This is a genomic window from Nonomuraea sp. NPDC049646 (genome assembly GCF_044465525.1).
GTDB lineage: Bacteria > Actinomycetota > Actinomycetes > Streptosporangiales > Streptosporangiaceae > Nonomuraea.
Genome location: NZ_JBITLU010000001.1, coordinates 811,464 through 835,712 on the forward strand (window position 1 = coordinate 811,464; position 24,249 = coordinate 835,712).

Here is a 24,249-nt window from a genome sequence, read left to right on the forward strand (position 1 = left end):
CCGTTTCTTCTCATTTGCCGATGCCTTGCGTCATGCCGTTGACGATGCGGCGGCCGAACCAGAGATAGGTCGCGATCATCGGGAGCACCACGATGACGACGCCGGCGAAGAGCCCACCCCAGTTCGAGGTGTATTGCATGTTGGAGTAGAAGTTGAGCAGCGCGACGTTGAGGGTCTGCGCGCCCTGGTCGGGGACGAGCATCAGCACGATCACGGTCTCGTTCCACAGGCTGAGCGCGTTCAGCACGGCCACGGTCGTGACGCCGGGCCTGGCCAGCGGCACCATGATCTGCAGGAAGGTGCGGAACGGCGACGCGCCGTCGAGGGCGGCGGCCTCCTCCACGTCGCCGGGCAGCGAGCGGAAGTAGCCGATGAGCACGAAGATGCTGAACGGCAGGCTGAGCACGACGTAGAAGAGCGTGACGGTGATCCGCGTGTCCCAGGCGCCGGTGACCCAGTCGATCATGAACCGGGACAGCCCCGCCCCGATGAGCACCATGGGCACGGCGAACGCCTGGAACGGGATGCTCATGCCCACCGCGAAGAAGGTCGCGACGGGACCGCTGGAGCGCCCGCCCAGCCGGGCCACCGCGTAGGCGGCGGGGATGGACAGCGCCATGATGAGCGCGACGGACACGAGCGTGAGGACCACCGAGTTGATCGCGGCGGCGCCGAGCCCGGAGTCCGACCACGCGGTGGCGAAGTTCTCCCACATCCAGGTGGCGGGCAGGCCGGCCGGGTTGTCGAAGATCTCCCGCGAGCTCTTCACCGAGTTCAGCAGGACCCAGACCACCATGCCGACGTTGAACAGCACCCAGGCCCAGATCAGCGCCCTGATCAGGGCGAGCCCGGCGCGGATCACGCCAGCTCCAGTCGTTCGCGCCGCTGGATCCGGCGGGACAGGACGATCAGCACGGCGGTGATCACCGTCATCACGATCCCGATCGCCGCGGCCTCGCCGAGCTGGGCCAGTCCGCCCTCACGGCCGCCGGTGACCCGGAGGTACTGCTCGACGGCGAGGGTCCTGGCCTCGGGGGGCGGGGTGCCCGCCGTGCCGACGAAGGCGATGACGATCTCGAAGGTCTTGATGCCGGCGATCGCCCAGAGCGAGGCGGCGATGGCCAGCATGTCCCTGGTCAGCGGGAGCGTGACGTAGCGGAACTGCTGGAGCTCGCCGGCGCCCTCGATCCTGGCCACCTCGTAGTAGCTCGGCGGGATGCCGTCGACCGCGGACATCACCAGCACGACGTAGAAGCCGGCCGCGCTCCAGACCACCCCGGCCATGATCACGTTGAGGATCAGCTCGGGGGCCAGCCAGGGTTGCCGCAGCTCGGCCAGGCCGAGGGCGCCCAGCGCGGTGTTGATCAGTCCGTCCGGGTTGAACAGGAACGAGACGGCCAGGCCCACGGCGATGGGCGAGATCATGAACGGCAGGAAGACGGCCGCCCGGATGAACGCGCTGCCGCGGGCCGTACGCAATACGATCATGGAGGCGCCGGCGATGAGGAACAGGGCCAGGCCCACGACCAGCGTCAGGCCCAGCGTCTGTACGAACGAGGCACGGAACAGCTCGCTCCCGGCCACCGACACGTAGTTGGCGAAGCCGACCCAGGACAGCTCGGTCCCCAGCCCCGACCACTCGGCGAAGCTGAGCACGACGCCGAACAACGACGGCAGCACGAAGAGGACCAGGTAGGCGATCAGTGCGGGAAGCAGCATCGGCAGGTACAGCCGGCGGCGCTCGCCCTGGAGCGCGCCGCGGGCCGCCTTCGCCCGCCGGTCCGCGGACGGAGCCCGCAGGGCGGTGTCGGACACGGTCACGGTCATCCGTTCATGGCGGCGGTCTTCGCCTTGCCCTCGGCCAGGAACTCCTCGGCGCTGAGCTTGCCGGCGACGAACTTGTCGTCGAGGGGGAGGAAGACGTCGGCCAGCCACTTGGGCCGCACGGTCGAGACGCCGTCGCCGTCGAGCGTGACCTGCTCCGCGTCGCGGATGGACGCCTGCAGCTGCTGGAGCTCCACCGGGGCGGGCGAGTCGGCGCGCGAGGGGATGTTGGCGGCGTCGGTGCCGATGCGGTCGATGTACTTCTTCTGCATGGCGAAGGCCAGGAAGTCGGCGACCGCCTGCTGGTTCTTCGACCTGGCGTTCACGCCCCAGCCGAGCGCGCCGACCGTGGCCACCGCGCCCTTGGCGGGGTCGACGGGCGGGAAGGCGATGATGCGGGGCTTGACCGCGGGGGCGCGCAGCGAGGCGGTCTCGCTGCCGAGCCAGGAGCCGTTCAGGATGAAGCTGTGCTTGCCGGCCGCCCAGGCGTTCTGCGCGGCCGGGAACTTGGTGGCCATGTGGTCGGGCTCGAAGAGATCGGCCTTGACCAGCGACTCCAGCGCCTTGGCCGCCCGCTTCACCTCGGGCAGGTCCCAGGCGGCCGGGTCGGCGGCGAGCTTGAGCAGGATGCCGGGGCCGGCCGTGGACAGCAGCATCTGGTGGATCCAGAAGGAGTTGTAGGCGTTGACCGAGCCGTCGAGCGCGATCGGCGCGCGGCCGGACGCCTTCTCCTTCTTGGCGATCTCCAGCAGCTCGTCGAACGACTTGGGGGCGAAGTCGGGATACTTGGCGGAGTCGTACCAGAGGCCGATGGAGAAGACGCTGTGCGGGACGAAGCCGTACCCCTTGTCGTCGCTGATGGCCTTGAGCACGCTCTTCGGCAGGACCTCCTCGATGGTCCTGCCCTCGCCCGGGATCTTGGTCCGGAAGATCGGGGCCAGGTCGCCGAGCACGCCGGCGGCGCGGAACTCGGCGGTGTGGTCGATGGCGGTGTCGAAGAAATCGGGACCGGCGCCGGTCGCGACGGCGTTCTTGACCTGCTGCTCCTGGCCCTGTGCGAGCCACTGGACGTCGATCTTGACGCCGGTCTGCCGGGTGTAGTCGGCGATGACGCTCTCGAACAGGTTCGCCTGCGGGGTGCCCTTCGCCCACTTGCCCCAATACAGGAGGCTCGCGGGCTCGGCGCCGGCGGGCGCCGGCGAACCGGCGTCCTGGAGCTTCTGGCCGCACGCGCCGAGGGCGAGCACGGCGGAGGCGCAGGTGGCGACGGCTATGGCGCGATTGCGCATGGATGGTCCCTTCTTGCTGGGAGGCACGGTTGGCAATAATAAATACACTTTGTGTTTTAATGGAAGACGTCCCAGGAAACGAAAGGGCCACGTGAGTGCTGACCGGACGTGAAGCGAGCCTGCTGCGCCAGCCCGCAGGCCAGTCGCGCCTGCGCCGCATCAATTCGCTGGCGGTGATCGAGGCGATCCGCCATGAGCCGCTCACCATCCCGGCGATCGCCCAGGTCGTCGGGCTGTCGAAGACCGCGGCCGACACGGTGGTGGGCGACCTCGTGACCCTCGGCTGGGTGACGAGCGTCGAGCCCCTCTCCCCCACCGGAGCCGGGCGCCCGGCCAACCGCTACCGGTTCAACGCGGGCGCGGCCGTCGTCGCCGGCATCGACATCGGCCAGCACACCACCCGCGCCGAGCTCGCCGACCTGAACGGCGAGGTGCTGGCCAGCCGGTCGGTCACCGTCTCCGCCGCCGACCCGCCCGAGGCCGTCCTGGCCGACGCCGTCGAGGTCGTCGACCGGCTCCTCGCCGCGCAGGGCCGCGGGCGCGCCGACGTGTGGGCGATGGGGGTGTCCGTGCCCGCCGTCGTCTACCAGGACGTCGTCACGCGCGGCCTCGACGACTGGGAGGGGCTCAACGTCCGCACCGCCTTCGCGGCGTCCTTCGAGTGCCCCATCGCCGTCGAGAACGACTCCAACCTCGCCGCGTTCGCCGAGGCGTGGAAGGGCAGCGCCGCCGAGGCCGGTTCGATGGTCTACGTGCACTCCGGCAACCGCACCGGGGCGGGGGTCGTCCTGAACAACGCCGTCGTGCGAGGCGCGAACGGCGCCGCCGGCGAGATCGGCGCGCTGCCGCAGATGGGCTGGGAGCATGCCCAGCAGCACCTGCACGACGTCGAGCTCGCCGACGGCCGGCGGGTCAGCAGGGAGGGCGTGTTCGACGCCGCCACCGCGGGCGACCCGCTCGCCGTGGCCGCCGTCGACCGGTTCGCCGACGTCATCGCGATCGGCATCGCCGCGCTGGTGCTCACCGTCGACCCCGAGATCGTGGTGGTCGGCGGCGGCAACGTCCAGGCGGGCGACACCTTTCTCGACCCGCTGCGCCGCCACGTCGAGAGGCTGTGCACCGTACGGCCCGCGCCCCCGATCGTCCCCTCCGCGTTGAAGGACCGCGCGTCGATCACCGGCGCGGGCGGCCTGGCCGCCACCTCGGTCATGGAACAGCTCTACGCCTCGGCCCTGGGCGGCAAGACGCTCTCCAGCGCCTCGACGCCGCCCTGGAAATGGTAAGAACCGGAGAAGGATCCCCCCGTGCCCATGCAGCCCTGGTTTCCCGACGCCAAGCTCGGCATCTTCGTCCACTACGGCCTCTACGCCGTCGAAGGAGTGGCTGAGTCCTGGTCGTTCTACTACGGCGACATCTCCCGTGAGGCCTACCTGGCCCAGCTCGGCGGATTCACCGCGGACGGCTATGACCCCGCGGCGTGGGCGGAGCTGTTCGCCCAGGCCGGAGCCCGGTACGCCGTGCTCACCACCCGGCACCACGACGGCTTCGCGCTGTGGGACAGCGCGTACGGAGAGCTGAACGTCACAGCCTCCCCGGCGGGCCGCGACCTGGTCGGCCCCTTCGCGGACGCGCTGCGCGAGCGCGGGCTGAAGGTCGGCCTGTACTACTCGCACTCCGACTGGAACCACCCCGACTACCCCAGCGTCATCGGCCCGGAGGCCCACCCGAGCCCCTACGTGACCCCTCCGGAGGGGCGGGAGGACCCGGCCGCGTGGGCCCGCTACCTGGCCTACCGCGACGGCCAGGTGGACGAGCTCGTCGAGCGGTACCGGCCCGACCTGCTGTGGTTCGACGGCGAATGGGAACGCTCGGAGGAGCAGTGGGGCATCGACGCCCTCGCCGACCGCATCCTCGCCGTACAGCCGCGGACCGTGCTCAACGCGCGCATGCTCTCGCGCGGCGACTACGCGACGCCGGAACAGGGCGTCCCCATCACGCCGCCCGACGGCCCGTGGGAGCTGTGCCTCACCGTCAACGACAACTGGGGTTTCCGCCCGCACGACACCAACCACAAGCCCGTGGGCCACCTCGTCCGCTACTTCACCGAGACCATCGGCGCGGGCGGCAACCTCCTGCTCGACGTCGGCCCGACCGCCGACGGCCGCATCCTGCCCGAGCAGGCCGACCGCCTGAAGGGCCTCGGCGCGTGGATCGAACGGCACGCCGAGGCGGTGTACGGCACGACCGCCGGCCTGCCGGCGGGCCACCACTACGGCCCGAGCACGCTGTCGGCCGACCGCAGGACCCTGTACCTGACCTGCTTCGACCCGCCCCGCGACACGGTGACGGTGCGCGGGCTGCGCAACACCGTCCTGCGCGCCAGGGTGGTCGGCGCCGACTGCGAGCTCGGGCACTCGATCACCGGGGAGCTCAACGGGGTGCCCGGCGTCCTGTGGATCGACGCGCCCCCCGCGCACGCGATCGACCCGCACGCCACGGTGCTCGCGCTGGAACTCGACGGCGAGCTGAACCTCTACCGCGGCAGCGGCCGCGACTAGCCGTCACCGACCGGGAAGGGCAGCAGCCGCAGCGCATCGTGCGACGCCGCACGATGCGCACGGCGCGGGACGGCGCCGGGGTCCAGGCCGTACGAGCGCGCTCCAAGTGCGTTGCAGCCGAGCCACAAGCGGGCTTTCCTAGCCTTCGGATCATGTTGACGACCCTGGTGGTGACCGCCTCCCTCCTGTTCACCGGCGCCCCCGCGCAGAGCGCGGCGACCAAGCCGCTGACCTTCCGCGGGATGACGCTCCAGATCCCCGCTACCTGGAAGGCCGGGAAGGCGGACAGGTGGGGCATCCACGTCAGGACCAGCGGCTGCGACCGGCTCGCCGTCGAGTGCCGCGGGTTCTACCTCGTCGGGCCGGAGGGCATCTCCCTGGCCCGCCACGGCAACCCCTACGACCCCGAGGAGCCGTACCACCCGGGCAACGGGCTGGCGAGCTGCGCACCCGACAAGCGCTACATAGAGGACTTCCCCGGCAAGCTCGTCGTCCGTGGCATCCGCCCGGTCGGCGCGGGGCACAAGGCTGCCTACCGCGTCTGGCGCGTCGGCTGCACGACGCAGTCGGCCAAGCGGACCGGCGTCTCCTACCAGGAGCGGATCTGGCACCTGCCCAAGTCGAAGATCCTCGTCTTCGACCAGTGGAGCGACAGCCGGCTCGGCGCGATCCTCCAGCGGGCGACCTGGGGCTGAGCCCGCCGCTCAGGCCGGGCGGGCGCGCTCGTCCTTGCCGGCGAGCCAGAAGAGGACCGGCGGCAGAACGAGTTCGACGACCGTCAGCACGATCTGGAACCCGTGCGGGCGGCCGGACACGGCGAGCGAGAGCAGCCGTCCCACCCCGCCCAGCAGGAAGACGGCGGCCAGCCATCGCACCACCCGGGCCGGGATCGGGCGCTGCCGCGCCGCCCACACCCACGCCAGCCCGTAGCCGGCGAAGGCGGCCCCCATGAACCGGCCCCAGCTGTCGATCGTCGGCCCCGCGGCAGCGGCGCCGGGGATCGCCGCGTTGCCGAGCGCCACGTGCAGCAGGCCGATCAGCACGCAGGCCCACCCCATCAGCTGCGCGAGCGTACGGAGCGCCTTGACCATGATCTCTCCCGCCTTGGTTGACATGTGTCTACTAACGGTGCACGCACTAGTAGACGCGTGTCAACTAGACTGGGGCCATGCCTCCACGCCGGCGACTCACCCCTGACGGGCGCCACGCCCAGCTCCTCGCCGTCGGCGCCCGGCTCTTCGCCGCGCACCCCTACGCCGACGTGCTGATGGAGGACGTCGCCGAGCAGGCCGGCGTGTCACGGGCGCTGCTCTACCGGCACTTCCCGAGCAAGCAGGCCCTCTTCGCCGCCGTCTACCAGCAGGCCGCCGACCGGTTGCTCGCCGAGACGCGGCTCGACCCCGCCCACTCGCTGCGCGAGCAGCTCGCGCAGGGCATGGACGTCCATCTCGACTACTTCGTGGCCAACCGCAACGCCGTCCTGGCCGCGAACCGGGTCCTCGCGGGCGATCCGGTGATCCAGACGATCATGTCGAACGAGCTGGACGCGCTGCGGGCGAGGCTGCTGGCGGTCCTGCCGCTCGCGGGCGACGACGTTCGCGAGGCCGTCTCCGGGGTCCTGAAGAGCTGGCTGGTCTTCGTCCAGGTCCTCTGCGTCGACTGGCTCACCCGCGAGACCTGCCCGCGCGACCAGCTGCGCGACATCTGCGTCGGCGCGGCCCTCGGCGCCCTCGAACCCCTGCTCGCCGACGACCCGGCCGGCCGCTGAGAGACGCGCGCTCCCCCGGCCCGCGTCGGGCAGCGGCGCCGCCGGGGTCCTTTCCCGCCGTGGCCCTTGCGGCGTCTTCCGCCCGGACGTCCGTCGGCCCTAAGATGCCGGACCAGGCCTTGGCGATCATGCTTCACCCTTGATCACCGAGCGCCGGTGCAGAGACCCGGGGGGACGTGGCGGCGAGGCCGGTTCGAGGCGTGGACGAGGGCGAATCGAGGGCGGATTGCCCTATTTTGTCGGCCTGGTGGGGGGACCGGCCCTCACCGGTCGTGCCCGGTCCGTCACGGGCGCGATGGAAGGCGGGGCGCGTGACGGCACCTGCCCGGCCCGCTTCCTGATCGACGCCCCGGCCCCCGGCCTCCTGGCCCCCCTCACACACGACGAGCTGCCAGCTCGTGAGCCAATTAGCGAAAGAAGAGATGAAAATATCCTTTTTGTCCCTCGCCGGGATGAGCGCCGTTCTGCTCGGCGTCCTGGCGACGGCCGTCATCCCCGCCTCCGCCGCCGAGGAGACCCTGCGCACCGTGGCGGCGGCCCGGAACCTGCGCATCGGCGCGGCCGTCAACGACCGCGCCCTGGAGACCGACAACGGCTACCGCGACAAGCTCAAGTACGAGTTCAACAGCGTGACCCCCGAGAACGCCATGAAGTGGGTCAACGTGGAGCCCCAACGCGGCGTGTACACCTGGGCCAAGGCGGACGCCGTCGTCTCCTTCGCCCAGGAGAACAAGCAGACGGTCCGCGGTCACACCCTCGTCTGGCACGGCGGCCTGCCCACCTGGGTCAGCGACGGCTCGCTCAGCGACCAGGAACTGCGCGGCGCGCTCCAGCGGCACATCGAGACCACCGTCAAGCGTTACGCCGGCCGGGTGGCCGTGTGGGACGTCGTCAACGAGGTCCTCGCCGAGGACGGCACCCTCAGGCAGTCCATCTGGCTCAAGCGCCTGGGCCCCGGCTACATCGCCGACGCCTTCCGGTGGGCCAGGGCCGCCGACCCCGCCGCCAAGCTCTACATCAACGACTTCGGCGCCGAGTGGAGCACCCCCAAGCGGGACGGCCTCTACAAACTCGTACACGACCTGCGGACCCAGGGCGTGCCGATCGACGGCGTCGGCTTCCAGACCCACTCCATGATCCAGGACCCGATCCCCGGCACGCTGCCGCTGACGCAGCTCAAGAGCACTCTGCAGCTGTTCGCCACGCTCGGCGTCGACGTGGCCGTCACCGAGCTGGACGTCCGGCTCAAGCTGCCGGTGGACGCGGACAAGCTGGCCGCCCAGGGCGAGGTCTACCGCCGGGCCGCCACCGCGTGCCTGGCCGTCGCCCGCTGCGTGTCCCTGACCATGTGGAGCCTCACCGACAAGTACTCGTGGGTGCCGTCCGGGATCTCCGGCTGGGGTGCGGCCCACCCTCTGGACGAGAAGCTGGCCAAGAAGCCCGCCTACCTCCAGCTCCGGTCCGGGCTGACGGACCGGGACTTCACCTCGACCGCCGTCGCCGGCCACTCCGACAAGTGCCTGTCCTTCTCCGGCACGCAGGTCGTCCAGGCGGTGTGCGGCACGAACCAGCGGCTGCTGTTCCGCCGCACGGCGACGAAGACCTACCAGATCTCCGACCCGTCCGGAGAGCAGTGCCTCAAGGTCGGGATCCCGAGGGCGGGGATCCAGTACCCCCTGACCCGCGGCTCGTGCGCGCCCTTGCTCACCGACTACCAGTTCGAGCTGCGTCCGTCGGGGGACGGGCAGCAGATCGTGTCCGTCAGCAACTCCAGATGCGTCGCCGTCGAGGACCGGAGCACCACCGCGGGAGCCGTCCTCGAACTGGTGCCGTGCTCGGGCACCCCGGTCTGGGAGCTGCCCGACATGCCGGGACACCCGTAACAGCCGGAAAGAACCCGGTCGCCGGCGCCGGGCGGTCCGGTCCTCGCCACCGCCCGGCGGGCGCGCGTCGTCATCGCCCACCGCCTCAGCACGGTCAGGTACGCCGAGCTCCTCGCCGCCCAGGCCGGGTCCTCGCGGAGGTGGGCGGGGCCGTGAGCGCTTTTCGGCCCGTCGTCCCTCACCCGGGTTCGGGCTTGTGCTTCGATGTTGCTTTGTCAGTACATCGAAGGAGAGGTCACCGATGCCAGACCTTGACGACCCGGCCGCCACGTTCAGGGAGTTCGACCGCGACCGGGACGGTTACATCACCCGCGAGGAGTTCGCGCTCGCCATGACCGCCCGCGGCGAGGAGGTCACCGCGACCGAGCTCGACTCGATCTTCCACGTCTCGGACGAGCGCGACGGGGACGTGGACGGGCGCATCTCGCTGGCGGAGTTCCTGGTGGCCTGGAACAGGTGACGGCGCGCTCGCCCTGACCCGGCGGCCGGCGTCACCGGAGATGATCGGCCGCCCAGGTGCGGAACGTGCGAGGGGGACGTCCCAGCACCCGCTCGACGTCAGGGGTGAGCCGGGCGTTGCCGTCCCGCGCCACCAGCCGGGAGCCGTCGACCGCGACGTCGGCGAACCCGGCATCCATCCCCGCGGCGACGAGCTGCGCGCGGTAGACCTCCAGCGGCACGTCCACCGTCTCGACGGGCCGTCCGAGCGTCTCGCCCAGCGTCCTGGCCATGTCCGGGACGCTGAGCAGCTCGGGCCCGGTCAGCGTGAGAACGGACCCCACGTGCTCGTCGGACGTCAGCGCCCGCACCGCCACCTCCGCGACGTCCCGCGGATCGACGACCCCCTGCCGGCCCCGGCCCGTCGTGTTCGGCACCGGCCGCCCGAGCCGGACCTGCGCGGCCCACCTCAAGGCGTTGGAGGCGAAGCTGGACGGCCGCAACACCGTCCAGTCCAGCTCGCTCGCGCGCAACGCCTGCTCTCCGGCCCGATGCCAGTCGCCGACCCCGGCGCCGCCGTGCTCCTCTCCCGTGCCGATCGCCGAGAGCTTCACCACCTTCCGCACCCCCGCCGCCCGCGCCGCCCGGACCATCGCCTCGTCATGCCGGGCGAGCCAGGGGCCGGGGGCACTGAGCAGGAACACGGCGCCGGCGCCGCGCGCCGCTCCGGCCAACGACCCCGGATCGTCGAAATCCCCCTGTACGACCTCCACCTCCGGCGGCATCGCGACCCTCGACGGTTCCCGCGTCATCGCCCGGACCCGCTCGCCCCGGCCCGCCAGCAGCCGGACCACCTCACCGCCGACCGTGCCCGTGGCACCCGTGACAACAATCATGCGGATCACTCTGCCGCCCCGCCCACCAGCCTTGATAGGAACTTTCGGCACACGTGCGCAGCCCGCGGCGCGGCTACCGTGGGGTCATGAGCATCGAGGTCCCGATGACCGTGCCGGACCGTCTGCGCCCGCTGGTCGAGGCGGTGAGCGCGCTGAGGGCGGAGGATCCCGCGGCGGGCGGGCGGCCGCCGCTGGTGCACCTCCCCGACCCCGGCACGTCCCTGATCTTCCGTACGTCCCGCGCCGGGCACGGCGACCTGCTCGTCATGGGCCCGCGCACCCGTGCCTCGTACCACGTCGGCAAGGACCTGCCGTTCTGCCTGCGGTTGCGGCTGCGTCCGGGCGCCGGCCGGCCGTTGCTCGGCGTCCCGGTGAGCGAGGTCGTGGACCGGGTGATCCCCCTCGGGGAGCTGTGGGGCGCCTCCTGCGCGCCGCTGGTCGCCGCCCTGAGGCGCGCGGGCGGCGACCACGGCCTGGTGCTCCGGCATCTGGCGGCGGCGCTGCCCGCCAGGATCTCGGCGGACGGGACGAGACGCGAACTGGTCCAGGCCGCCGTCCGGGCGCTGCGCGGTCGTACGGGCGCACGGCGCGAACCGCTGCCCGCGCTCGCCCGCCACCTCGCCGTCAGCGAACGTCACCTGCGCGGCCTGTTCGCCGACGCCGTCGGCCTGTCGCCCAAACGCTACGAACGCATCGAACGCGTCCGCAAAGCCCTCGCCCTCGGTCGCGCCGGCGGCCGCTGGGCCGACCTGGCCACGGACACCGGCTACTACGACCAGTCCCACATGACGGCCGAGTTCCGTACGTTGATGGGCGTCACACCGGCCGCCTACTTCCAGGGCCGCCTGCCCGCCCTCCAGCCCTGCTGACCCGCCGGCAGGTGTCCGAAGGCCCCCGCCTCGCGTTCGGGACGGTTCAGAGCGGGCCGATGCTCAGGGCGAGCGGGCCGGAGACGCCGGTGAGCCCTTGCGCGGTGAGGCAGGCCTGGGGCTTCGTGCTGAACATGGTGAACGTGCCGGTCCACCGCGCCCCCTCGAACTCGCCGTCGACCACCACCCCCTTGATCAGCACGATGCTCTCCGCGCCGTTGAGCGAGACGGTGGAGGTGGAGGACAGCGTGCTGGTGTTGCCGTTGTTCCAGGTGATCATCCGGCTCCCGGTCCTCGTGCCGGAGGTGCAGGAGAACGTCCCCGTGGCGGAGAAGGCCGACGTGGCCTGGAAGATGCTGGGATCACTGCTGGAGGCGCACTCGATCAAGGGAGCCTTCCCGCTGACCGTCACCTCCCTGGGCTGGTCGGTGAGGCCGGGGCTGTAGGTCACCGTCTGGGAACCCGTGCACTTGGTGATCCCGATCGCGGCGCGCGCGCCGGTCGCGGCCGGGCCGAGCAAGGCGGCGACCATCGCGACGAGCAGCGCAAGGCCGCCGATCGCCCGCCCGGCGAACCGAGGCCCGCGCGAGGCGGACACGACCGGCCGGACGCTCGGGAGAACTCGCATGTCCCGGCCTGGAGACCTCACAGGCCCGCTACTTACCGTTAGCATGCACAAACATTACGTCAACATTCCGGTCCCGGACAGCGGCTCCAGAGAGGCAGGTCAGCCAGTGGTCACCCGCAGAGGATTCCTCGGCACCGCCACCGCAGCCGGTGCGACGACGCTGCTCGGGGGCGCCGTCCTGCCCGTCGCGCGTGCTGTCGCCGCTCCGCCGGACGCGGCCGGACAAGGGCCGGCCCGCGACGCGATCCGTGCGGTCAACGCCGGCACGCGGCGGAGCTACGCCGCACTGAAGGCCGACCTCGCCAAGCACCTGAGCCCGGTCGTCGTCGTCCAGAACGACCATCGGGGTGGCCGGTACAGCCTCGTCTCGAACGGGCGGGCAGTGGAGTCGCTGCACCCGGTCGACGAGCTCTACGAGCTGGCGAAGTCGATCGCCCACCTCCCGCTGGGCATCTTCACCGTCATCGCCCCCTACCTGCCCAAGCAGGTCCCGGCGTTCCAGAGCGCCAGAATCGATCCGCACGACCTGGACATGGTCGCGTTCAAGGGTCCGGAGGACGGCTGGATCCAGCCGCTCAAGGACGTCGCCGCCACGATCGACACGGCCCGCCGGCACCTCGACGAGGCGAGACTTCCACCCGGCCTTCAGCAGTCGTGCGCGAACATTCTCGACAGATCACGCGAGTTCATCGCGGACGCCACCCGGAGCCGCTCCTTCGACCTGGACTCCTTCGAGGACTACTCGGGCAGCGTGTACCCGAACATCCGCACCAACATGTACTGGGCGTCCAAGGCGCAGATCGACGGCGTCACGGACGTCATGACCCGCTGGCGCGGGCAGCTCGGCGACAACGCCTGGAAGAACCTGTACGTCGTCGTCTTCACGATCTGGACCACGTCCTCCCTGAACCAGAACTCCGTCATCATCAAGCGGTTCATGGACCCGGCACGGGCCGGCACCCACCTGATCGACATCTCCACGGCCGAGCTGCCCTCCGAGCCGATCGCCGTCGCCCTGGACAACGTCGCCCGGATCGTGCAGGACAACGTCGCCGCAGAGATGATCTTCTGCACCGACACGAAGCTCGCCGACGCACTCAAGGGCCCGGACGAGCTTCTGTCCGGCGAGATCCTGCGACTGCTCGACCACCCGCCCGGCGTCCAGGATGCGGACCGCGCGGTCCGTCGCGGACCCCTTGGCGGGCCCTGACCCGGCCGCGCCCGCTCATCGGTCTCGACCTCGGCTCGCGCACGTCGGAGGATACGGCCGTGGCCGGCTGCGCCGACTCCGCCAGGACGGCTCCGGCAGCACGTCGGCCACGACCGGAGAACGCATCACCCATCGACCCCCTAGGAGCCCAGGAGTCCCTTCATGACCACCGTGATGCTGGTCCACGGCGCCTGGCACCGGCCGAGCACCTGGACGAGACTCGAACCCGAGTTGCACGCCCTCGGCTACGCCACGCGCGCGCCCGCCCTCCCGAGCGCCGGCGAACGTCCCACCGCCGGCATGCACGACGACGCCGCCGTGCTGGCCGCGGAACTGGCCGCGGTCGAGGGCCCGATCGTGCTGCTGGCCCACTCCTACGGGGGCATCCCGGCGACCGAGGCCGCCGCCGGGGCGGGCAACGTCGAGCGGCTGATCTACCTGGCCGCGTACGTGCCGGACCGGGGACAGTCGTTGTGCACCCTCCACGGCCTGCCGGACCCCGACGACACGAGCGGCCTGTTCCCCCTCATCGACCAGCCGCGCACCTCGTTCTACGGCGACCTGCCGGACGCCGAGGCCGAGCGGGAGATGAGCCGCCTGGTCAACCAGAGCGCGCGGTCCTTCACGGAGAAGACCGGCGCGGCCGGCTGGCACGACATCCCCTCCACCTACGTCATCACCGAGCGGGACCGGGCACTCCCGCCCGTCCTGCAGGAGCGGATGGCAGCCCGAGCCGCCGAGATCCGCAGGCTGACCAGCGGCCACTGCCCGTTCCTGTCCCAGCCGGACCGCCTGGCCGCTCTCGTCGACGGCATCGTGCGGTCATCGCCCGGCTGAACCGCGGATCGCCCGATCTCCAGGCCGTGCGGATCACGACGCGTGCCCGGTGGGCAGCAGGACGGTCAGCAGCCAGCCGCCGTCCTCGTCCGGGCCGGCGGTGAGGGTGCCGCCGAGCGCGTGGGCGCGTTCGCGGACGCCGCGCAGCCCTTGCCCGGAGGAGGGCAGGCCGAGCGGTGCGGCGGGCGGACGGCCGTTGCGCACCTCGACGGCCAGCCCGCCGGGGGCCGCGGTAAGGCTGACCCGCACCCGGGTGCCCGCCCCCGCGTGTTTGAGGACGTTGGTGAGCCCCTCCTGGACGATCCTGGCAGCCGCGGCGCGGGCCGGCAGAGGCGTCCGCGCCACTTCGGGGCCGAGGTCGAGCTCGACGAGCAGCCCCGCCGCGCTCATGCGCTCGGCCGACTGGCGGATCACGGCAGCCGGGTCGGCCGGCGGGCCGGGCTGCCTTCCGGGGTCGCGCAGCAGGTCGAGCAGGTCGTGGAGGTCTTCGAGCACCTGGTGGCCGGTGTCACGGATGTCGGTGAGCACCTGGCCGGAGGGCCCGCCGGGGTCGGCGTGGCGGGCGGCGCCGGCCCGCAGGACCATGGCGCCGACGTGGCGGGCGACGATGTCGTGCATCTCGCGGGCGATGCTCTCGCGCTCGGCCAGCTGGTCGGCGCGCACCTGGGCCAGCGCGCGCTGTCGCGACTCGCGCAGGCGCAGCCGTTCCGCCTGGCTCGCGGCCTGCCGGGCCCGCAGGTAGCGGCCGCTCGCCACGGGGGCCACGACGAGCGTCATCAGCGCCAGGACACGCATCGGCCGCCCCTCGGCGCCCGGCCCGGCGTCGGCCGGCGCGGCGGTGAAGGCGGCGACGACGAGAACGGCGACGAGGTAGACGACGATCGTCCAGAGCCGGGAGGCCACGCGCATGGCGAACACGCCCAGGGCGACGAGGACGAGCATGACGCAGGTGGCCGTCGCCTCCTCGAAGTACCGGCCGGCCAGCGGCATGAGGACGACCTGAAGGACGAACACCAGCCCCGGCAGCCGCCGCGCGACGCCCAGGGACAGGCCCGCGAGCACCACCACCGACGCGGTGACCCAGACCGGCCCGCCGGCGGTGTCCCAGCCCGTCCAGGTGTTCAGGACGGTCAGGGTGAGCCCGCCGCCGGCCAGCAGCACGTCCGGAGTGACGTCGCGCTCGGGCAGGCGTCCGGCCGGGCCGCGCAGGTAGACGCCGATCAGGACGGGCACCACGACGGCCGCGGCGCAGTACCACCAGGCGCCGGCCGTGACGGGGTGGCCGGGATCGGCCAGGTTGACCAGGGTGGCCGCGCCCACGACCAGGGCCGAGCAGGACACGGTGAGCGGCCGCGCCCTGTGCGCGACGACGCCGAGGGCCGCCAGGAGCAGGATCTGCACGGTGTTGACGGTGAACGCGCCGAGCTGGTCGGTGAGGACGAGCAGCCCCGCCAGGTAGCCGGCCACCGCCACCGGCCACCGCCGCAGGAACCCCATGGGAGCCCCGGCCAGCACGGAGAAGGCGCCGCAGATCACCACGGGCGCCGCCGCGGTCCCCCAGGTCTGCCACGTGGTCAGGACGTCGAAGCCGATGGCGGCCGTCACCAGCAGGACATCCAGCGCCTTGCCACGCCATCGCATGCGCCAACGGTATCCAGACAGCCCCGGAGATCGATACTCCCGAACTACCGTCACGTCGACAGATTCCCCGCGCGGCGGATCAGCCTGATTTCGGTGCCACCTGAAGGAACGTCGAACATGAGGACGACGCGGCTGGCTGGGCCCGTACGACGGGCTGCGCCGACGCGCGGGCGGAGGTCACCTCCATCAGCGGTGCGCAGGGACGAGCGCAAGCGGATCGTCCCCCCTGCCGTCGGCCTGCTCGACCTCACCTGCCTCGGCCTCTTCAGCGAGGACGACCGCCAGCGCCTGCTCTGGTGCACCCCAAGCGCCGGGAGCGACACCGCTCGCGCGCGGCCTGGGCGCGTGATGCCCTGTCGGACCTCTCGCATGCGGAACAGACGAGTTCACCGGGGCCGGCGGGATCAGTCGGCGCCGATGACGATGAACGGCGCCCACGTCCCGTGGTCGCGGTAGACCCGCGGGTGGGCGCGCCGGACCGCGGCCTTGGCGACGGCAAGCGCCTCGGCGGCCGGTCGGCCGCGCGCCAGTTCCTCGTAGAAGCGCCGCATCAGGCGCCGGGCCGGCGCGTCCTGAATGGGCCAGAGCGTGAGCACGACGTTCCGCGCCCCGGCGTACAGGAGGGCGCGGCTCAGCCCCACCATGCCCTCCGCGGCGCGCATCCGGCCCAGTCCGCTGTCGCAGGCGGAGCAGGTGACGACCTGGGCGCGCAGCCTGAGGTCGAAGATCTCGTGCATCTGCAGGACCTCGTCCAGGTTGTCGAAGTCCGCCAGTTCCTCAGGCGCCGGAGGAGACAGGACCAGTCCCGAGTAGAGCGGATTGACGTCATCCAGGACGCCGTGCGTGGCGAAGTGGACGAACCGGTACTCCGGCGCCTCCCGCCGGACCGCCGCTTCGGTCGCGGACGGCCCGAGACGCACCCGAGCGAGGTCGCCGAACACCTCGGCGATGGCACGCAGCTCGCGGCGGGTGCCGGGCAACCGGGAGAACGCCTCGTCCGTCCCCGGCCACAGCGGTTGCGCCGCCTCACCGCCCGGGTCCGGCAGCACGGGGTCGCCGAACCCGAGGAACATCTTGCCCGCCTGTGCGGGGGGCGTCCCGCGGAGCTGGCTCAGCACGGTGGCGGAAGGCGCGTACGACACCACGCTGTGGTCGGTCAGGTGGCCTCCGTCCGGATGCGGGAGCAGTTCGAACGGCAGGTAGGCCAGCCGGCCCTCGGGGACCACGATCATCCGTCGCCCCCGGCCCGCGCCGCCGGGCAGGAGCGGGCGCAGCACCAGCCGGGCAAGCTCCTCCTGCGCGTCTCTTTCGGCGTCGCCGCCCGGCTCACCGCGCCGGTACGCCGCCGTGGCCGTGTCCACCAGCTCCGCCAGACCGGCCGGGGAGACGGGCAGTTCCGCCATGTGGAAGCCGGTGCGAGTGACCGACCAGCCGAACACCATGTCGCCCGTCACCGCGTAGGCGAGCATGACCTCGCCGTCACCGAGCACGGCCTGCGCCTGCCCGAGGGTGAGCGGGTCGGGCGCACGTAGGTCGGCGTATCCGGGAAACACCTTCCGCAGGCGGGTCAGAACGCTCTCCAGCTCCTCCTCGACCCGCTGGATCTCGGCCTCGACGCCGTTCTCGCCGTGGTACGCGGACTGCTTGCGGAGCGCGGACAGCCGGTGCCGCAGCCGCCGGTCGTCGGCCACGAGAGCGTGCTGCTCGTCCGTGGCAGGCGTCAGATCGATCCCGCGCTCGGCGAGCAGGTCGCTCGTCGTCCGCGCGCGGACGCGCTCCGCCTGGTCGAAGGCGTCGGCGTGCTCGCCCCGCGCGTGCAGGACGGCCACCAGCTTGTGGTAGGCGATGTGCCGCTCGGTCAGCGCCGGCTCACGGGCGCTCGACGTCGTACCGGACCGGTTGCGCAGCGCCTCGCTGAGGTTCACGGCCTCTCTGAGGTTCTCGGCGGCGATGTCGAGGTCGCCGCGGGCCCTGGCGATCTCCCCGAGAAGCATGAGGTCGCCGGCCACCCGGTCCGAGCCGGGCACGCGGCGCCGGTCGATCTCCAGCGCCCGCTCCGCCAGTCGCCGGGCTTCGTCGTCCTCACCGCGCAGGTGCCGGACCCAGGCCAGGTTGGCGAGCGAGGCCGCCACCGCGGGCGAGTCCGGCAGCCGGTCCCGGTCGGCCTGGTAGGCCCGGGTGAGGTGGTCGAGCGCCTCGTCCAGGTCACCACGGGCGGCGTACACCCCGCCGATGTTGGTCAGGTCCGTCGCGTGCTCGCGGGATGACGGCGCGGCGCGCTGATCGATGTCCAGAGCCGTCCGGTACGCGGAGAGCGCCGCGTCCGTCTCCCCCAGCGTCCGCAGGACGGAGCCGACGTTGCTGTGTGTGCTGGCGGTGGCCACCGCGGCGGGAGCCAGGGCGTGCTGCAGGTCACGGGCCTGCTCGTAGTAGCTCAAGGCTCGCCGCAGGTCACCCATGTCGTGATAGACGGCGCCGAGATTGTTGAGCGCGACGGCGGTCCCGGTCGAGCGCTCGGCGAGATCGCGATGCAGCTTCAGAGCCTGCCGGTGCGCTTCGAGGGCATGGCCGAGGTCTCCGGACAACTGGTACGCCTGGCCCAGCGCGCCGAGCGCTCCGGCGTGCGTCGCGGAGCCGGGGGCCGAGGCCACCGCGATGTCCATCGCCCGCTGTACGCTCCGCTTCGCCGCGTCCGGATCGCCGTCCGCGAGCAGCACCCGCGACAGCGACACGTGCGCGTTCGCCGTCTGCAGTGACCCGGCGTCGACTGCCCGGCTGGTTTCCAGCGCAGCTTCGTAGAAGCGCCGCGCAGCCGCGTGATCGCCCTGGTCCAGGGTGACATGGCCGAGGTTGGCCAGGACCGTCGCTCCCGCGGCGGGACGGCGGGCGCGACGGCACAACTCCAGCGCCTCCCGGTAGGCGGCCAGCGCCTGATCGAGGTCACCGCGTACGTGATGCACCCCGCCGATGTTGTTCAGGCAGGTGGCGACGAAGGCGGGCGCGTCGTCCCCGGCGAGCCGCAGTGCCTCCTGGTAGCAGGACAGCGCCTGGTCGTACTCCCCCAAGGCGTCGTGCACGGAACCGAGGTTGTTCACGATGACCGCCGACTCGGCCGTCGGCCGCCCGCCGTCCTCGAAGATGGCGACGGCTCGCCGGTAGAGCGCGACGGCCGTCCGGTGCTCGCCGCGCGCGAACGCCAGACGGCCCAGATTGTTGAGCGCGTTGCCGGCCTCGGGCGTGCCGGGCGGGTCGTCCGTGCGCTCGCCCTCCGCCCGCAACGCCCTGGTGAACAGGTCCTCGGCCGCGTCCAGCTCGCCCTGATCCTGGCGGACGCGTCCCAGCCAGTTGAGGCAGGCGGCGATGCGGTCCGACCCCGGCGCGAGGGCCGTCCACAGCTCCAGGGCGCGGCCGAACTCGGCTGCGGCCGTGTCCAGGTCGCCGCCGAAGTAGGCGTCCTCGCCGGCCCGCACGGCCCTGTCGGCCGACCTCCGCTTGAAGATCACGACGACTCCGGCAGCAGAGGGGAGAGACCGTCGCCGATGACGGTCAGCCCGGCCCAGGTTCCCGGCGCCGGCGACGACCGCCGCCGGAGGTAGTCGAGCTGTGCCCGCTGGAGCGCCGCCGAGGGCGGGATGCCGGCCCGCAGGAGCTCGTAGAAGGTCCGCAGCAGGGTAGCGGTCGGCGTGCTGCCGATGTCCACGGTCCCGGCCAGGACCCACCGCGCGCCGGCCAGCAACGCTGCCGTCGGCAGGCCCAGGGGGTCGACCGCCGCCCGTACGGCCAGCCGGCCCGACCAGCATGATGCGGTGATGAACGCGTCCGGCAACCGGCAGCCCAGCAGTTGCGCCGCCGTCAGCAGGTCGTCGGGGCCGAGTTCGACGGCCTGCGCGAGGCCGGCGTGCGGCGACGGGCCGTCGTCCCCGGACCGTGGCTCCGCGCCGTGCGCGCTGAGCACGACCGCCGCGTAGCCGCTCGCGTCCGCGAGCCGGTCGCGCAGCTCCCGCTGCCCGGCCAGCTCGACCGGGCCCGGCATGGACCGCAACGCGTCCTTCTCCCGCCGCCAGCCGGGCAGGCCGTGATCGAGGAAGGCCAGCGTTCCCCGGCCGCGGCGGGGAGGACGCGCCCGTAACGCCGACCACAGGGCCAGCGACGGCACCACGGAGATCTGCGCCAGCTCGGCGAGGTACCGGCCGTCGATCATCAGGGCCGCCACGGGCACCGGCCCCAGGACGCTGCCCGTGGAGACGATCAGCGGCGGGTTCGCGCCCGCAGCCAGCGTCTCCGCCAGCTCGCCGGGGACGAGCGTCCGGCCGAGCTCGGCCAGCTCTGTCTCCTGCGGCTGCCAGGCGATCTCGTCCTGAGCCTGGTGGTAGGCGTCCAGGTGCCGCCGCACACCCGTCGGCATGATCACCTCTTCGACGGCCCGGACCCCCTCGGACGTCACCCAGATGCGGTGGCAGAAGGTGTCGTCCTCCTCCAGGACGTCCACCAGCAGCGCGTGGCCGCCTTCCGGCAGGCTCGCGATCATCTCGTCGAGGTCGGCGCCGCCCTCGACGGTCTGCCGTAATTGGCGGGAGGTCTCGTCCTCCAGGCGCCGGTACAGCTCCCGAAGCCGGTCGGCGTCCTCGGGGCGGGCGTCCCGCGACCGGAGTTCCGCCCTCCTCAGCGTGATCTCCCCGATCAGCTCGCGCAGCGCGGGGGCGAACGTGGCTCCGGCGCGCACGAACGCCGCCAGCGCGTCCGACCGGGCCGCGGTCGCGACCTTCAGAGCGGTACGCCCGTCCCCCGCCCGCGCGGCGCAGTGCAGGGCCAGCCCGTACGTGTGCCGGTGGGACTCGTAGAAGGAGCGGCGCTCATCGGGCGCCCGCAGCCGCCGGCCGTGCTCCTCGTCCAGCTCGAATGCGGCCACGGCATGGCGGGTGGCCTCGTCCACCTGATCCGCGAGGATCAGTTCGGTGGCCAGATGGTAGTGGACGAGACCGGCTGCGCCCGGGTCGTCGCTCACCCGCAGGGCGGCGAGCGCCTCGCGGAACCGCATGATCGCGGTGGGGCGGTCCGCGCGCCCACGAGCGATGAGTCCGGCCTCAAGGGCGGCCTGCGACAGGCCGCGGGCGATGTTCTGGCCGCCGCCCATGGCGCTGTACATCTGGACGACGTCGTCGAGCAGCTCCTCCGCCGCGTCGAGGTCGCCTTCGAGGCGGGCCAGCTGAGCCAGGCCCAGGGTGGTGAGCACCTGGTTGCCCGCCTCACCACCCCCCAGGCGCAGCGACTGCGCGAATCTGCGGCGTACGCGAGCCGCCACCGCGGGGTCGTCGGCGACGTCGGTCATGTCGAGGTTCCCCATGCGGCGAGCCACCTGGGCGGCGCCGAAACGGCGACCGGCCCGCAGGTGGCCGGCGAAGGCGGCGGCGTAGTGCCGCCGCGCCTCCTCCCTCTTGCCGACCTCCGCCAGCACCGCGCCCAGTTCACGCTCCGCGTTCGCGGCTCCCACCCGGCGCCCGAGGCCGCGATATCCCTCCAAGGACTGGACGAGCAGATCGCGGGCGGTGTCGTAGTCGCGCGCCAGCCGTGCCGAGAGCGCCAGCTCGCCACGGCCCCCGGCGAGGAGAAGCTCGGCCGCCGGACCGGGCGGACACCGCTCGGCGGCGCGCAGGGCCTCCAGCAGGAACCCGCGGGCCTTGACGAAGTCGCCGTCGAGGTGGGCGGTCTTGGCCCTCTGCACCAGCGCGTACCCGACCTCCAGATCGTCGTTCCCCTTCCGGGCAACCTGCTCGGAACGTTCCAGCAGCCGGTCGGCAGCCAGGTAGTCGCCGTCATAGCGGGCCACGATCGCCGCCTCGCGCAGCGCCTCGCACAGGAGCTTGGGCTCCCCCAACCGCTCCGCGAGGGCGACGGCCTCGGCCAGCGCGGCGCGCGCCACGTCGTTGCGCTGGACGGCCCCCTGGTGCCAGCCCCACTCCAGCAGCACGCGGACGCGCCGGTCGGCGGGCAGCTCGTCCAGCCTCTCCAGCAGTGCTTTGAGCAGGGCCTCGGCTTCGGGCAACCGGTGCGCGTCGACCAGTGTGGTCACCTGCGCCAGCATGGCGTCCACCTGAACGAGGTCACGAACCATCGGCGTCTCCAGGGCATGGTGGTCTCAAGGGTTCTGCGGCACGGCGAAGGCCGTCAAGGATCGCTGACGGTCGGCGCGCCATCGCCCGGGGTTCAACGCCCCACCCACGACCACGCGTCCGCCGCGTACTCCTTGCTCTCCACCCGGCACCGGCGGAAGTTCTCGGGGTTCAGGTAGCCCTCGCGCACCACGTACCTGTAGAGCACGTCCGCGATCACGGCGACCACGTCGCTCTCCGGATTGTCGCGCACGACCTCACGCAGCGACTCGCTGTTGAGCATGCGGTTGACCTCGATGATGGTGGGACCGGAGTAGCCGATCGCGGCTATCCCGAACGGCCCGAGCACCACCGCCAGGCGCAACCTCATCCGGTCGGAGAAGCGCCGGTTGTCGGCGGCGAGCCGGTCGCGCCAGGCGTGGAGGAGCCGGGGGAGCGTGTCGTGCAGTTCGAGGTCCTGGGGCAGGAACACGTTCATCCCGTCGCCGGTGTCCTGCCGGTCGGTCGTGGTGACGTCGACGCCCAGGTCGTCCAGAACCTGCTGGCACAGCGCCGCCATCCGGTCCTGGACATCTCTCTTGCCGGGCCCCGACCTGGCGCTGTACTCGACCACATCGACCGCGAACCCCATGCGGACCAGCTCGCGCTCGCCTGGATCCCGGCTTCGGACAGGGCGGCCAGGAGGGGGTTCCGCTTGTCGCGGCGGTTCGCTCCGCGCGATCTCCTCGATGCTTCTGGCGTTGGACAGGGTCAGCCGGGCGTAGCGGCCCGCGTCCTGCAACTCCCTGATGAACCACTCGGCCAGCTCGAGGTCACCGGGCAGCGGTTCGCCGGGCGATTTGGTCATGTTGTCCAGCGCGATGGTGACGGTGTGCCGCATCTTGTCGAGCTGAGCGCCGGTCGTCGCCAGATCCGCCATGCTGACACGCAGCTCTCGCAGCTCCAGGAGCAGCTCCGGGCTCGCCGGACGATCCCGCAGCAGACGCTGGATCCGGCTGATACGGGCGTCCGTCTCCCGCTCCAGGGAACTGGTCTGTTCCCCGTCGCCCCAGATGCGCAGCTGGTAACGGACCTTGGCGGCATGCATGAGGTGACGGGCGAGCGGCGGCAGGCTGACGTCCCCGCGGCTCCACGTCCACGCGCTCAGCTCGGCGTCCCGATCCGGGGAGGCGAGGATGACGAGACGCCGTTCCGCACGGTCGTCGCCACCGGCCCCCGTCTCCCAGAGAAGGAAACCGTCACGCTCGTGGCGCTGCTCGTCCCAGTCCGGCCGCCATTCCGCCGCGGGCAGCCCCAGCCGGACGGCGTCGCCCAGCGCGGAGATCGGCTGCTCCTGGTGCTTCGCCTGGTAGATGCGGGCCGAACCGAGCAGTGCGCCGGTGCCGCCGCCGGACAGCTCCTCCCACCAGCGATCGAATTCCACCCAGCCGTTGGAGGTTCGCGAGCCGAGTCGCGCGGCCCGGTCGGCCGCGTCCAGCGGAGAGGCGAACACCAAGGACAGGTTCAGCACGTCGTGGATCTGCCGGGCGATGATCTGGCAGTCGGCCCTCGGGTCCTCCTGCGCCGCGAGGGCGCGATCCGGCGCGTTGGGCCGCAGCGTGCGAGGCAGGGTCGTGAGCAGGCCGGTCCCGGCGACGGGGAGCGTGGTGCCCAGCCGCCGGCGGCACCTCGACCAGATCTCGCGCACCTGCTCGTAGCCCTCGGCGGCGAACGGTCCCTCGACCGGGGCGAAGACGTGGACGATCAGTTCCTGATCAGTCAGCGCCGGGCTCTTCATCGTCCCTCCCCCGCGTGCCGGGCTTCTCACCGTCCCTCCGCTGACCGGAGCGAACCTCCCCCAGCGCGTGCACCAGCCGGTTGCGGCGATCCCGCACATCCTCGGACGGGGGGAGCAGTGGCTTGGTGCCGATGCGGGTGACCCGTACCGGGCCCGCGAGCTCCAGCTCGGCCACGGCCTCCTGAGCCGCCTCCGGGTCGTGCGAGCGCAGTGCGGCCGCGAGGGCGTCGAGGAGGTCCCGCACGCGTTCCCACCGTGCGGATGCGAGCCGCCATTCCAGCAGATCGTCCAGAACGTCAAGGGCATCCGCCACCGCCTCGGCGCCCAGCGCCGGGACATCGTCGGCCGTCTGGTCAAACGCGTCCATGCTCGAAGCATCGCACCGACACGCGGCGGATGCACTACGTTCAACGCTTCCACAGCCCATCGCGGAGAGCGGCGTCGAGCGGGCTGCGAGGACCGAGCCGCGGACACCGGCGGCCCGCCGGCGGAAGACTGTCGGATTCTTCGAACAAACCGTG

20 protein-coding genes are annotated in these 24,249 nt (G+C 72.1%); 9 read left to right on the forward strand and 11 right to left on the reverse strand.

The genetic code is table 11. From position 1 onward, the window contains the following. Positions 1-10: 10 nt before the first annotated feature. The 3 genes from ACIBQ8_RS03655 to ACIBQ8_RS03665 are packed head-to-tail and all read right to left on the reverse strand — an operon-like array spanning position 11 to position 3,113. Positions 11-862, reverse strand: a complete 852-nt coding sequence (locus ACIBQ8_RS03655) for a carbohydrate ABC transporter permease (RefSeq protein ID WP_397168773.1) — start codon at positions 860-862, stop codon at positions 11-13. Beyond that, on the reverse strand, positions 859-1,827 hold the full coding sequence (locus tag ACIBQ8_RS03660) for a carbohydrate ABC transporter permease (protein ID WP_397190952.1): 969 nt from the start codon (positions 1,825-1,827) through the stop codon (positions 859-861). The genes ACIBQ8_RS03655 and ACIBQ8_RS03660 overlap by 4 nt, the downstream gene beginning before the upstream one ends. Further along, positions 1,824-3,113, reverse strand: coding sequence for an extracellular solute-binding protein (locus tag ACIBQ8_RS03665; RefSeq protein ID WP_397168776.1), 1,290 nt, complete (start codon positions 3,111-3,113; stop codon positions 1,824-1,826). The genes ACIBQ8_RS03660 and ACIBQ8_RS03665 overlap by 4 nt, the downstream gene beginning before the upstream one ends. Before the next feature lie 95 nt (positions 3,114-3,208). Here ACIBQ8_RS03665 and ACIBQ8_RS03670 point away from each other — a divergent pair, with 95 nt between their 5' ends. The 3 genes from ACIBQ8_RS03670 (at position 3,209) to ACIBQ8_RS03680 (ending at position 6,366) form a co-directional block, all read left to right on the forward strand. Beyond that, positions 3,209-4,396 carry an ROK family protein gene (locus ACIBQ8_RS03670; protein WP_397190953.1) on the forward strand — a complete coding sequence of 396 codons (1,188 nt, stop codon included), beginning with the start codon at positions 3,209-3,211 and terminating at the stop codon, positions 4,394-4,396. 27 nt (positions 4,397-4,423) lie between these two features. Further along, entirely contained in the window at positions 4,424-5,671 is a 1,248-nt protein-coding gene (locus tag ACIBQ8_RS03675) for an alpha-L-fucosidase (protein WP_397191112.1), read from the forward strand. A 152-nt stretch (positions 5,672-5,823) separates the two neighbouring features. After that, positions 5,824-6,366 carry a hypothetical protein gene (locus ACIBQ8_RS03680; protein WP_397190954.1) on the forward strand — a complete coding sequence of 181 codons (543 nt, stop codon included), beginning with the start codon at positions 5,824-5,826 and terminating at the stop codon, positions 6,364-6,366. A 9-nt stretch (positions 6,367-6,375) separates the two neighbouring features. Here the strand turns inward: ACIBQ8_RS03680 and ACIBQ8_RS03685 are convergent, their stop codons facing one another. Continuing rightward, the gene (locus tag ACIBQ8_RS03685; RefSeq protein ID WP_397190955.1) at positions 6,376-6,786 is read right to left on the reverse strand and encodes a DUF4345 domain-containing protein; all 411 of its coding nucleotides are present in this window, start codon (positions 6,784-6,786) and stop codon (positions 6,376-6,378) included. 53 nt (positions 6,787-6,839) lie between these two features. Here ACIBQ8_RS03685 and ACIBQ8_RS03690 point away from each other — a divergent pair, with 53 nt between their 5' ends. From ACIBQ8_RS03690 to ACIBQ8_RS03700, 3 genes are all read left to right on the forward strand, one after another. Further along, complete coding sequence (locus ACIBQ8_RS03690; protein ID WP_397168784.1) at positions 6,840-7,439, forward strand: TetR/AcrR family transcriptional regulator; 600 nt, start codon at positions 6,840-6,842, stop codon at positions 7,437-7,439. A gap of 452 nt (positions 7,440-7,891) precedes the next feature. After that, complete coding sequence (locus ACIBQ8_RS03695; RefSeq protein WP_397190956.1) at positions 7,892-9,322, forward strand: endo-1,4-beta-xylanase; 1,431 nt, start codon at positions 7,892-7,894, stop codon at positions 9,320-9,322. Positions 9,323-9,563: 241 nt separating this feature from the next. Next, positions 9,564-9,782, forward strand: coding sequence for an EF-hand domain-containing protein (locus ACIBQ8_RS03700; protein WP_397168788.1), 219 nt, complete (start codon positions 9,564-9,566; stop codon positions 9,780-9,782). A gap of 31 nt (positions 9,783-9,813) precedes the next feature. On the opposite strand, the gene ACIBQ8_RS03705 is transcribed toward ACIBQ8_RS03700, so the two are convergent. Beyond that, positions 9,814-10,656, reverse strand: a complete 843-nt coding sequence (locus ACIBQ8_RS03705; protein WP_397190957.1) for an NAD(P)H-binding protein — start codon at positions 10,654-10,656, stop codon at positions 9,814-9,816. 86 nt (positions 10,657-10,742) lie between these two features. On the opposite strand from ACIBQ8_RS03705, the gene ACIBQ8_RS03710 reads away from it, so the two are divergent. Continuing rightward, entirely contained in the window at positions 10,743-11,525 is a 783-nt protein-coding gene (locus tag ACIBQ8_RS03710; protein ID WP_397190958.1) for a helix-turn-helix domain-containing protein, read from the forward strand. A 46-nt stretch (positions 11,526-11,571) separates the two neighbouring features. Here the strand turns inward: ACIBQ8_RS03710 and ACIBQ8_RS03715 are convergent, their stop codons facing one another. Further along, positions 11,572-12,153 carry a hypothetical protein gene (locus ACIBQ8_RS03715; protein WP_397168793.1) on the reverse strand — a complete coding sequence of 194 codons (582 nt, stop codon included), beginning with the start codon at positions 12,151-12,153 and terminating at the stop codon, positions 11,572-11,574. Between the two features lie 106 nt (positions 12,154-12,259). Between ACIBQ8_RS03715 and ACIBQ8_RS03720 the strand changes: the two genes are divergently transcribed. Together ACIBQ8_RS03720 and ACIBQ8_RS03725 are read left to right on the forward strand one after the other, a co-directional pair. After that, a complete protein-coding gene (locus ACIBQ8_RS03720; protein WP_397190959.1) occupies positions 12,260-13,363 on the forward strand; it encodes a hypothetical protein in 1,104 nt (367 codons plus the stop codon). A gap of 162 nt (positions 13,364-13,525) precedes the next feature. Continuing rightward, positions 13,526-14,200: an alpha/beta hydrolase gene (locus ACIBQ8_RS03725; protein ID WP_397190960.1), complete on the forward strand. Its 675-nt coding sequence runs from the start codon at positions 13,526-13,528 to the stop codon at positions 14,198-14,200. A 33-nt stretch (positions 14,201-14,233) separates the two neighbouring features. On the opposite strand, the gene ACIBQ8_RS03730 is transcribed toward ACIBQ8_RS03725, so the two are convergent. The 5 genes from ACIBQ8_RS03730 to ACIBQ8_RS03750 all read right to left on the reverse strand — a co-directional run bounded on the left by ACIBQ8_RS03730 (position 14,234) and on the right by ACIBQ8_RS03750 (position 24,095). Continuing rightward, positions 14,234-15,841, reverse strand: a complete 1,608-nt coding sequence (locus tag ACIBQ8_RS03730) for a sensor histidine kinase (protein WP_397190961.1) — start codon at positions 15,839-15,841, stop codon at positions 14,234-14,236. Between the two features lie 404 nt (positions 15,842-16,245). Further along, entirely contained in the window at positions 16,246-19,344 is a 3,099-nt protein-coding gene (locus ACIBQ8_RS03735) for a tetratricopeptide repeat protein (protein WP_397190962.1), read from the reverse strand. Continuing rightward, positions 19,341-21,953 carry a CHAT domain-containing protein gene (locus tag ACIBQ8_RS03740; protein ID WP_397190963.1) on the reverse strand — a complete coding sequence of 871 codons (2,613 nt, stop codon included), beginning with the start codon at positions 21,951-21,953 and terminating at the stop codon, positions 19,341-19,343. Before ACIBQ8_RS03740 ends, ACIBQ8_RS03735 begins: the two co-directional genes overlap by 4 nt. A 92-nt stretch (positions 21,954-22,045) precedes the next feature. Then, on the reverse strand, positions 22,046-23,728 hold the full coding sequence (locus ACIBQ8_RS03745; RefSeq protein ID WP_397190964.1) for a CATRA conflict system CASPASE/TPR repeat-associated protein: 1,683 nt from the start codon (positions 23,726-23,728) through the stop codon (positions 22,046-22,048). After that, positions 23,706-24,095 carry a CATRA system-associated protein gene (locus ACIBQ8_RS03750; protein ID WP_397190965.1) on the reverse strand — a complete coding sequence of 130 codons (390 nt, stop codon included), beginning with the start codon at positions 24,093-24,095 and terminating at the stop codon, positions 23,706-23,708. Before ACIBQ8_RS03750 ends, ACIBQ8_RS03745 begins: the two co-directional genes overlap by 23 nt. Positions 24,096-24,249: the final 154 nt, after the last annotated feature.